Below are 902 nucleotides of genomic sequence, written 5' to 3'. Positions count from 1 at the left end.
ACATCATTGCTGCTGATGGCTACAAATCCGAAGCCTAACACCCGGTAATCATTCGCTACCCGCACGATCTCATCTACCACGTGCTTCACATAAGGGCAGTGATTACAGAGAAACATGATCACGGTGCCTTTCTCGCCCTGCACGTCGGCAAGGGAGTGGAGATTTGCCGTAACCGAATCGGGTAGTTCAAAATCTATGATCTTTGAACCCAGCGGAAGATTGTTGGAAGCGATTTCTGCCATTCTTATTGCATCTTTTATGATGCTCTTAAAATACAAATTTCCTTCGGATTTTTCCTGAAATTCATATCTTGTTGCTGCTAATCCTGAAGAATACATGAAAACACTCGATCAATGGTTTTCGGAATATGCGGTAAGTCACCAGAACGAAACCAACCAGCTAATTCATTATATCTGCGTACCGGCGATCTTCTTTTCTATTGTAGGATTGCTGATGAGCATCCCGCCGGGGCCTTTGGTGCATATTTTTCCCATGTATATCCCATTTCTGGAAAATTGGGCAGTAGTGGCACTGCTCCTGGTCCTGTTGTTCTACATGAGCCTTTCAATTTCTATGGGAATTAAGATCCTCATCTTCGCCGCCCTCTGTATTGCCGGGAATTATTACCTGGCGCAGCTTGGCCCACTATGGCTGATTTCCCTTTTAATATTTGTAGTCGCCTGGATCGGCCAATTCTACGGACATAAGATCGAAGGTCAAAAACCTTCTTTTTTAAAAGACATACAGTTTTTACTCATTGGACCGGCATGGGTGATCAAGAAAGTCTTTGGGTGAGAAATAGAACCAAGACTCAAGAACCAAGAGCCAAGACTGCGTTACAATTAACAGAAGATCATTTAATTTCCCCAGAGCAGTAATGGGTTTAAAAACAAGTAAGTAAA

At 43.1% G+C, this 902-nt stretch carries 2 protein-coding genes; one reads left to right on the top strand and one right to left on the bottom strand.

Annotation, left to right across the window (positions count from 1 at the left end; all coding sequences use genetic code 11):
- On the bottom strand, positions 1 to 242 hold a 242-nt coding region (locus HC175_RS15350; protein ID WP_168139339.1), incomplete at its 3' end, for a redoxin domain-containing protein.
- A 94-nt stretch (positions 243 to 336) separates the two neighbouring features.
- Between HC175_RS15350 and HC175_RS15345 the strand changes: the two genes are divergently transcribed.
- Entirely contained in the window at positions 337 to 795 is a 459-nt protein-coding gene (locus tag HC175_RS15345; RefSeq protein WP_168026060.1) for an Mpo1 family 2-hydroxy fatty acid dioxygenase, read from the top strand.
- Positions 796 to 902 lie beyond the last annotated feature (107 nt).

The sequence above is a fragment of the Salinimicrobium oceani genome (genome assembly GCF_012037645.1).
Note: the sequence above shows the minus strand (reverse complement) of the source record. Positions and strands in the feature narration are given on the sequence as shown.